General features: G+C 32.9%; 1 protein-coding gene. It reads left to right on the top strand.

Translation table 11 applies throughout. The features are described 5' to 3' along the window. The first annotated feature begins 1,142 nt into the window (after positions 1 to 1,142). On the top strand, positions 1,143 to 3,101 hold the full coding sequence (locus AC2A1G_RS19990; protein ID WP_484048640.1) for an SDR family NAD(P)-dependent oxidoreductase: 1,959 nt from the start codon (positions 1,143 to 1,145) through the stop codon (positions 3,099 to 3,101). Positions 3,102 to 3,276: the final 175 nt, after the last annotated feature.

The raw sequence follows: 3,276 nt of genomic DNA, 5'->3' as shown, positions 1-3,276 counted from the left end.
TTTTTATGTTATTACCGGTTTGCAGTTATTTTTGTGGCTAATGGCTAATGGCTAATGGCTAATGGCTAATGGCTAATGGCCTTTTTCTTTCAGGTCTTGTTACTGATTATTTATATCTTATTTATTTTATCATTCATCAGTTTAGATTAATGCAGCTCAGCTCACGAGGAGACTAACTTTTGTACTGTATCATGCAAAACGTAAATAATAACGCTGGAGGAACGAAATGTTTGTTTCTGCGATAATGATATCCAACTTAGATTCAAGTAATAAATGCAACGCCTTTTTAAAAGTCTGGGATTTCACTTTAGACCTGGGTCTAAAGTGAAATCCCAGACTTGGCGAAAAATATCATCATATCTTTGGGTTGCAACATTCAAAACTGAAAAAAGGTCGATACAGTTGTCTTTGAATGAATTAATAAAAATTACGGAAATTTAAAATAAATACAGCGGTTTTATCCTAAAAGAAGACAAATCATCATTATACATTATTTTTCGTGAAATAAATTATGATTAGTGAAGAAACTTTGGTGCTCCTATGAAGCTTGAAAAGAGTGTGTAAGTTCAAGGCTCTAAATGAAGTAAACTCCTTGTGAAGCTATATCCATTACATTAAAATATACTATGTAGACTTTTTTTCTTTTTAACTTTAATATTTAATTGATTATGACACAGTAATATAATTAATCTATCTATTTGCTTACCAAATATCTTTTGCACGAGGTAAGGGTGAGACGGGATGGTATACAGGTAGGTTTTTATTGTAAGGAATTACTGCGGATTTTATTAAACAGTGAGTGAAGATATCAGTCTTAGACTGAAAAACGGAATAGTATGTTCTTACTACGCAGATACTAATCTTATGGAATGATTTGAACAGTTATACAGCTATCATTGGTCGTAATCTAAAGATAATTTTAACTAAAATGTGCCTTTAGATTAAATTCTTAACAATTATCACTAGTGTAAGATAAATTGCGATAAGTATTATTTATAGTTTAAAGTATTATTTATAATGAATTGATTATCAGAGTTATTTTACGCATCTTTTTTTAGTTTAAAATCAAATAAAAAATCAGATATATTGTAATAATATTCATACATTTGCCGGTAAACTAAAAGCAGTTAACGATATTCCTGATGAAAAAATTAAGCGATGGATTTAAAGCATTGTATAATGGTGATAATCTCTTGAAAATCACCCGTGTACGATATATTCCCAGATGGATGGTGCTTTTCTTTGATTTGGCTTTTGTCTTGTTTTCTTTACTCATTTCTTATTATTTTTTAACACAGTTAAATGTAAAACTGAATTACCCGCATCTTCTTCCTTTGCAGGGGATTATTGTTGTTTTTGTAAACTTTGTCTTTATGTTTATATTCCGAACTTATGCCGGGATAATAAGACATTCTACTTTTTTCGATTTTTCCAAAATATTACTGTCGTCCGGAAGTACTTTGGTGACACTATGCGTTTTTAATTATTCCTTTTATCTGGCAAAAGGGAAACCTCTGTTTCTTTATCCCAATCTATTCTTATTCTTTTTTGTTTCTGTCTCTATTATGTTCTTCTTCAGAATGCTCACTAAAAGATTTTTTAGTCTGATGATAGAGTACAGAAGATCACCTAAAAATATGAATGTAGCGGTAATTGGAATTGAAGATGTTTCAGTAGCATTGGCAAGAGCAATTATGCACAATCCTAATTATCCGTACAGGTTAGGTGGATTTGTTACCAACAGAACAGATTCTAAAAGAGCAATATTGCTTGGGCATCATATCTACAGCAAAGATGAATTTTTTGAATCGCCAAAAATTTTACGTGAGTTTGATGCAGTGCTAATTATCAGAGAAATAATGAGCAAAAAAGAGTTGGAAAATTGGATGAACCTTTCTTTAGATAAAGGGCTGAAAGTTTTGAAAGCTCCTACAATCGGAAAAATGAGAGATCAGGATCTCGTTGGAGGAATCAGGAACCTTCAGATCGAAGATTTATTGAACAGAAGACCTATAAAACTGGAAAATGAAGATGTGATGAAAAGGCATTTTCATAAAAATGTCTTGATAACGGGAGGTGCAGGCTCTATCGGAAGTGAAATAGTACGTCAGGTTTCTGAATTTGCTCCTTCACAGATTGTCATTTTAGATCAGGCAGAGTCTCCGCTTTATGAATTGGAGATGGAGCTTGTGGAAAAATTCCCGAATCAGAAATTTAAATTTGTTTTAGCAGATATTTCTAACAGACACAGGCTGGAAAAAGTTTTTGAAGAGTACAATTTCTCGATGGTGTATCATGCAGCTGCATATAAGCATGTTCCATTAATTGAAGACAATCCTCACGAGGCAATTTTTGTCAATATTTTGGGGACAAAAAATCTGGCGTTGCTTTCAAAAAAATATAAAGTTAACCGTTTTGTGATGGTATCTACCGACAAGGCAGTAAACCCTACCAATGTAATGGGAGCGTCTAAGAGGGCTGCAGAACTTTTTGTGCAGTCTTTACAGAATACCGAAGGGAATACTACAAAATTTATTACGACACGATTCGGAAATGTATTAGGATCTAATGGCTCAGTGATTCCTCATTTCAAAAAGCAGATTCAGAAAGGAGGTCCTGTTACAATTACGCATCCGGATATTATCCGGTATTTTATGACAATTCCTGAAGCTTGCGAGTTGGTTCTTCAAGCCGGAACTATGGGTAATGGAGGAGAAATCTATGTGTTTGATATGGGAGATCCTGTGAAGATTATAGATTTAGCCAGACGAATGATAAGGCTTTCTGGGTACACTCCTGATGAAGATATCAAAATCTCTTTTATTGGTTTACGCCCTGGAGAAAAATTATACGAAGAATTATTGAGTGAGAATACGGTAAATATTCCTACTCACAATGAGAAAATTATGATCAGCAAAGATCATTGTGAAGATTTCGATAATGTAAACAGGTATTTTGATAGAATAGTAAGGTCAGCGGTTAAAAGAGACAAATACGAAGTCGTAAGTTTATTAAAAGACTTGGTACCTGAGTTTATAAGCAACAACTCAGAGTTCGAAAAATTGGATAAGAGCCGTTTAAGTGAATCTCAGGATAAATAGAATGTCTTTTGTGAACTAAGATTAACATGATTTTTACACCTTTAACTTTAAATACTGAATAATAATTCTATTTTTGTGCAAAATTTTAGACATAATGACTGTTAAAAAGTTCTTTTTATATGGTTTTACAGCTTGTGTAATGGCATCTTGTACCGCAAGGCAGGAAATCAATTAC

Source organism: Chryseobacterium sp. HNCC26DJ240 (assembly GCF_057180485.1).
The sequence above is the reverse complement of the archived record's forward strand: the minus strand, read 5'-3'. Positions and strand labels throughout refer to the sequence as shown.